Origin of the sequence: Methylobacterium sp. 2A, assembly GCF_009806555.1 — a bacterium.
Taxonomy (GTDB): domain Bacteria; phylum Pseudomonadota; class Alphaproteobacteria; order Rhizobiales; family Beijerinckiaceae; genus Methylobacterium.
The window spans coordinates 117,577-123,700 of record NZ_VUOK01000036.1 but is presented as its reverse complement, the minus strand read 5'-3'; the positions used below and the strand labels follow the sequence as shown (position 1 = coordinate 123,700).

The 6,124-nt window shown below is 66.3% G+C and carries 4 protein-coding genes; all 4 read left to right on the top strand.

The features are described 5' to 3' along the window. Window positions 1–207 precede the first annotated feature (207 nt). The 4 genes from FVE89_RS18305 (at window position 208) to FVE89_RS18290 (ending at window position 6,029) form a co-directional block, all read left to right on the top strand. Complete coding sequence (locus FVE89_RS18305; protein WP_160535431.1) at window positions 208–651, top strand: 4-aminobutyrate aminotransferase; 444 nt, start codon at window positions 208–210, stop codon at window positions 649–651. 219 nt (window positions 652–870) lie between these two features. Then, the gene (locus FVE89_RS18300; protein ID WP_160535429.1) at window positions 871–2,823 is read left to right on the top strand and encodes a PrkA family serine protein kinase; all 1,953 of its coding nucleotides are present in this window, start codon (window positions 871–873) and stop codon (window positions 2,821–2,823) included. A gap of 193 nt (window positions 2,824–3,016) precedes the next feature. Further along, on the top strand, window positions 3,017–4,318 hold the full coding sequence (locus FVE89_RS18295) for a YeaH/YhbH family protein (protein WP_160535427.1): 1,302 nt from the start codon (window positions 3,017–3,019) through the stop codon (window positions 4,316–4,318). A gap of 133 nt (window positions 4,319–4,451) precedes the next feature. Beyond that, entirely contained in the window at window positions 4,452–6,029 is a 1,578-nt protein-coding gene (locus FVE89_RS18290) for a SpoVR family protein (RefSeq protein WP_160535425.1), read from the top strand. Window positions 6,030–6,124 lie beyond the last annotated feature (95 nt).

Genomic DNA, 6,124 nt, shown 5'->3' with positions numbered 1-6,124 from the left:
AAACCCCGCTTCCGTTTGCCCGCGCCCTGGGCCTATGCCCTTTGCCACGCCGCATGATGGGCCAAAGTCGAGCTAAGCAGGACCCATCCGCGCCCCGGGGCTCTCGACGCCCGCGCCGGGCGTCCCCACATGCTCTTCACCGACGGAAGGGGCACCCGGAGCGTTTTCCGGAGATCGCGCCCGCCTCGGCATCGGAGAGACGCTGCCATGATCGCCCTTCGTCCGCTCGCCGCGCTGCTCGCAGGGAGTCTGGTCCTGGCCGGTCCGGCGCTGGCCGAAAGTCCGGCGAGCCGATCCAAGACCGTCGCTCCCGGCAAGACGGTGCGGCTCGAGATCGCCCCCAACCTCAAGAAGGACTGCTCGCCCGGCCCGATGCCCGAATTCAAGGTCTCCGGCCCGCCGAAGAACGGCTCGGTGATCACCAAGGTCGGCAAGCTGAAGACGCCGGCGAGCTACCGCTGCCCCAACAAGGAGGCTGCGGTCCAGGCGTTGTTCTATCAGCCCAATGCCGGCTTCACCGGCTCCGACGAAGTCACCTTCGAGGTGAAAGCCTCCGACGGGCAAGTTCAGACGCAGACCGTGAAAATCACGGTCGGTGGAACCGGCGGCAAATCCGGAGACGATGCCAAGAAAGAGGGCACGGATTTGTGAGTCGCGTCGAACATCCGCGACGCCTGCGCAGTTTTGCAGCTCTCGACATGCGCCCCGAGGCGGCTCAGACTCTCGTTTGCGCCGCCCTCAGACGCGAGGAGTGTTGCATGCAATCGACATGCCGGGCGACATGCTCGCCGCACTGCGACAAAAGCGGGCCTGTCGGTTGCATCCGAGCCGAGACAGGATGAAGCTGTCACGGTCTGAGAGGGTTATCGAATGCCGATGCATGCGACGAACGACCTTTTCCAGAGCTTCGCCCGAGGGTACGAGGCCCGCCGCGACACGGAGATGACGCTCTCCGAGTATCTCGAAGCCTGTCGCGACGAACCCTTGATGTATGCCTCGGCCGCCGAGCGCATCCTGGCGGCGATCGGCGAGCCCGAATTCGTCGACACGTCGAAGGATTCGCGCCTCGGCCGGATCTTCATGAACCGGACGATCCGGACCTATCCGGCCTTCCGCGAGTTCTACGGGATGGAGGAGACGATCGAGCGGATCGTCTCGTTCTTCCGCCACGCCGCTCAAGGGTTGGAGGAGCGCAAGCAGATCCTCTACCTGCTCGGGCCCGTGGGCGGCGGTAAGTCGTCGCTGGCCGAGCGGCTGAAGCTCCTGATGGAGGTTCACCCCGTCTACGTATTGAAGGCCGGGGACGAGGTTTCGCCGGTCTTCGAGAGCCCGCTCGGCCTGTTCGACCCCGAGACGATGGGCGAGGAGATCCAGCGGCGCTACGGCGTGCCGCGCCGCCGCCTCACCGGCCTGATGAGCCCCTGGGCGCTGAAGCGGCTCGACGAGTTCAACGGCGACATCTCGCGCTTCAAGGTGATCAAGGTCCGGCCCTCGCGGCTGCGCCAGATCGCCATCGCCAAGACCGAGCCGGGCGACGAGAACAACCAGGACATCTCCTCGCTCGTCGGCAAGGTCGACATCCGGCGGCTGGAGACCCTGTCGCAGGCCGATCCCGACGCCTACTCGTACTCCGGCGGCCTGAACCGGGCGAACCAGGGCATCCTCGAATTCGTCGAGATGTTCAAGGCGCCGATCAAGATGCTGCATCCCCTGCTCACGGCGACGCAGGAGGGCAACTACGTCGGCACCGAGAATATCGGCGCGATTCCCTTCACCGGCGTGATCCTCGCCCACTCGAACGAGGCCGAGTGGCAATCGTTCAAGACCAACAAGAACAACGAGGCCTTCATCGACCGGATCTACGTGATCAAGGTTCCGTATTGCCTGCGCGTCACCGAGGAGCAGCATATCTACGAGAAGCTGATCTCCGGCTCGGAGCTGTCGGACGCGGCCTGCGCGCCCGGCACGCTGGAGATGCTGGCGCGGTTCTCGGTGCTGTCGCGCCTGCGCGAGCACGCCAATTCCAACGTGTTCTCGAAGATGCGGGTCTATGACGGCGAGAGCCTGCGCGAGGTCGATCCCCGCGCCCGCTCGATGCAGGAATACAAGGACACGGCCGGCGTCGACGAAGGCATGGACGGGATCTCGACCCGCTTCGCCTTCAAGGTGCTCGCCGCGACCTTCAACCACGACACCACCGAGGTCTCGGCCGACCCGGTCCACCTGATGTACGTGCTGGAGCAGGCGCTCAAGCGCGAGCAGCTCCCGCCCGAGACCGAGAAGAAGTATCTGGAATTCATCAAGACCGAACTGGCCCCGCGCTACGCGGAGTTCATCGGCCACGAGATCCAGAAGGCCTATCTCGAATCGTATCACGATTACGGGCAGAACCTGTTCGACCGGTACATCGACTACGCCGATGCCTGGATCGAGGACCAGGACTTCAAGGACGCCGAGACCGGCCAGCTCATGAACCGGGAGCTCCTGAACCAGGAACTCACCAAGATCGAGAAGCCGGCGGGCATCGCCAACCCGAAGGACTTCCGCAACGAAGTGGTGAAGTTCGCCCTGCGCTCCCGGGCGCAGCATGGCGGCCGCAACCCGAGCTGGACCTCCTACGAGAAGCTGCGCGAGGTGATCGAGCGGCGGATGTTCTCCCAGGTGGAGGAGCTGCTGCCGGTGATCTCCTTCGGCTCCAAGAAGGACGGCGACACCGAGAAGAAGCACGGCGAGTTCGTCGAGCGCATGGTCGCGCGCGGCTATACCGAGCGGCAGGTCCGCCGCCTGGTGGAATGGTACATGCGGGTGAAGCAGGCCGGCTGAGGGGCGACGGGGCTCGACCGGTCCGACCGACCGGCCCGGCCCCGCACCGACCCTCCGCCGCCACAGTTTCGGACGACCGGCCGGTGAGGATGGCGGCCTTGCTGCGAAGGAGGGATCCATTCCTTCCGCAACAGCATGGTACGACAAGGGTCGGGACCCGGCCGGCACACGCGGACGAGGGTTTTCGCAGCGGATGCACATCGTCGACCGACGTTTGAACCCGGGCGGCAAGAGCCTCCCGAACCGCCAGCGCTTCCTGCGCCGCGTCAAGGACGTGGCCCAGCGGGCGGTGCGCGAATCCGCCCGCGAGAAGGACATCAAGGATCTGGGCAAGGACGGCCGGGTGACCGTGCCGGCCGATGGCGTGCGCGAGCCGCGCTTCTCCCGCCAGCCCGGCACCGGCCTGCAGGACCACATCCTGCCCGGCAACAAGACCTACGTGGAGGGCGACACGATCGAGCGTCCGCCGGGCGGCGGAGGCGGGCGCGGCTCCGGCGAGGGCGGGGAGGGGGGCGAGAACAGCGAGGACGCGTTCCGTTTCGTACTGACCCGCGAGGAGTTTCTGGAACTCTTCCTCGAGGATCTGGAATTGCCGGATCTCGCCAAGCGGCGGCTGGCGGTGGTGGAGACGGAGGGGCTGCGCCGGGCCGGCTACACGGTCACCGGCTCGCCGGCCAACCTCGCGCTGACGCGGACCTTGCGCAACTCGATGTCCCGGCGCATCGCCCTCAAGCGGCCGAAGCCTGACGAGGTCGCGGCCCTGGAAGCCCGGCTCGCCGAGCTGGAGGAGGGCGATCCCGCGCGGCTCGATCTGGAACAGGCGCTGTTCAAGCTGCGCGAGCGCTCGAAGCGCATCCCTTACGTCGATCCGATCGACCTGCGCTTCCGCCGGTTCGAGCCCTATCCGCGGCCGATCGCGCAGGCGGTGATGTTCTGCCTGATGGACGTGTCCGGCTCCATGACCGAGCACATGAAGGACTTGGCCAAGAGGTTCTACATCCTGCTGCACATCTTCCTGACGCGCCGCTACCGCCACGTGGAGATCGTGTTCATCCGCCACACCGACCGGGCGACCGAGGTGGACGAGGAGACCTTCTTCGGCTCCCGGGAGACCGGCGGTACGCTGGTCTCGTCCGCGCTGGTGGAGATGAAGCGCATCATCGCCGAGCGCTACGACCCGAACGACTGGAACATCTACGCGGCCCAGGCCTCGGACGGCGACAACGTCTCCTCGGACGGTCCGACCTCGACGGAGCTCCTGCGGTCGCATATCCTGCCGGCCTGCCAGCACTTCGCCTATCTGGAGGTGGGCGACGAGAACGGCCCCCGCGCCGGCTTCGTCGAGCACCGCACCACCCTGTGGCGGACCTACGAGGCGATCGCCAAGGCGGGCGGGCCGATCGCGATGCGCAAGGTCAACCACCGCCGGGAGATCTACCCGGTCTTCCGCGAACTGTTCGGCCGCAAGGACGCGCGAGCGGAAGCGGAGGCGTGAGTTTGTCCCCTCCCCCTTGCGGGGAGGGGTAGGGGTGGGGGTGGTTCAGAATGGATCGCAGCGGTGCCGCCTGCACCACCCCCACCCCCGGCCCCTCCCCGCAAGGGGGAGGGGAGGATGCGATGAGGGTTTCATGGTGACCAGCCTGAACCGATCCACGGTGCGTGCGCCGGCCGTCAAGGTCGACAAACCCCTGTTCACCGGCAACGACTGGGATTTCGACACGATCCGGCGCATCCACGACGCCTGTGAGGCCGTGGCCGGCCCGCAGCTCGGCCTGTCCTGGTACCCGAACCAGATCGAGATCATCACGGCCGAGCAGATGCTCGACGCCTACGCGTCGATCGGCATGCCGCTGTTCTACAAGCACTGGTCCTTCGGCAAGCACTTCGCCCAACACGAAGCCGGCTACCGGCGCGGCCTGATGGGGCTCGCCTACGAGATCGTCATCAATTCCGACCCGTGCATCTCCTACGTGATGGAGGAGAACACGGCGACCATGCAGACGCTGGTCATCGCGCATGCCGCCTTCGGCCACAACCACTTCTTCAAGAACAATTATCTGTTCCGCCAGTGGACCGACGCCGAAGGTATTCTGGACTACCTCGACTTCGCCAAGGGCTTCATCGCCCGCTGCGAGGAGCGCTACGGCCATCAGGCGGTGGAGCAGGTGCTCGACGCCGCCCACGCGCTGATGAGCCAGGGCGTCCACCGCTACCCGCGCAAGAAGCGGCCGGACCTCGCCTCCGAGCAGCGGCGCGAGCGCGAGCGGATCGAGCACGGCGAGCAGATCTACAACGACCTCTGGCGCACCCTGCCGCAGAAGACCGGCACGGCGCGGCCGGACGCGGCCGCCGAGCGGCGCAAGGCGCTGCTCGAACTGCCGCAGGAGAACATCCTGTATTTCCTGGAGAAGGCCGCGCCCCGACTGCGCCCCTGGCAGCGGGAGATCCTGCGGATCGTCCGTCTGGTGGCCCAGTATTTCTACCCGCAGCGCCAGACCAAGGTGATGAACGAGGGCTGCGCCACCTACTGCCACTACCGGATCATGAACGCCCTGTCGGAATCGGGGCAGATCACGGAGGCGGCCTATCTCGAATTCCTGCAATCCCACACCAACGTCATCCGGCAGCCGAACTACGACGACCGCTCCTATGGCGGCCACAACCCGTACGCGATCGGCTTCGCCATGATGCAGGACATCGCCCGCATCGCCGAGCAGCCGACCGAGGAGGACCGCGTGTGGTTCCCCGACATCGCCGGCACCGGCGACGCCATGGCGGTGCTGCGTGACTGCTGGGAGAATTACCGGGACGAGAGCTTCATCCAGCAGTTCCTCTCGCCCAAGCTCATGCGCGACCTGCGCCTGTTCCACGTGGTCGACGACCCGGAGGAGCCGGAGCTGCGGGTCGAGGCGATTCACGACGAGCGCGGCTACCGCAAGCTGCGGCGGGCCTTCGCGCGGCAGTACGACGTGGCGTGGCTCGATCCCGACATCGAGGTGGTGGACGTGGATCTGGAGGGCGACCGGCGCCTGATCCTGCACCACAAGGCGATCAACAAGATCACCCTGCAGAAGGACGACGCCAAGCGGGTGCTCCAGCACCTCGCCGACCTCTGGGGCTACGACGTGATCCTCAAGGAGGTCGAGCCCGCCACCGGGACGGTGCTGGGCGAGATCGCCGCCAGCGCACGGCCGATCTTTTTCTGAGTGGGTCGTCCTATCCCTCCCCCTCATCCTGAGGTGCGAGCGCAGCGAGCCTCGAAGGAGCCCTCCAGAAGTCGCCGCGATTCCTGGAAACTTTC

Bases quoted from the DNA above. Each gene is read 5' to 3' on its own strand.
- FVE89_RS18305 (WP_160535431.1), top strand. From the start codon at position 208: ATGATCGCCCTTCGTCCGCTCGCCGCGCTGCTCGCAGGGAGTCTGGTC.
- FVE89_RS18300 (WP_160535429.1), top strand. From the start codon at position 871: ATGCCGATGCATGCGACGAACGACCTTTTCCAGAGCTTCGCCCGAGGG.
- FVE89_RS18295 (WP_160535427.1), top strand. From the start codon at position 3,017: ATGCACATCGTCGACCGACGTTTGAACCCGGGCGGCAAGAGCCTCCCG.
- FVE89_RS18290 (WP_160535425.1), top strand. From the start codon at position 4,452: ATGGTGACCAGCCTGAACCGATCCACGGTGCGTGCGCCGGCCGTCAAG.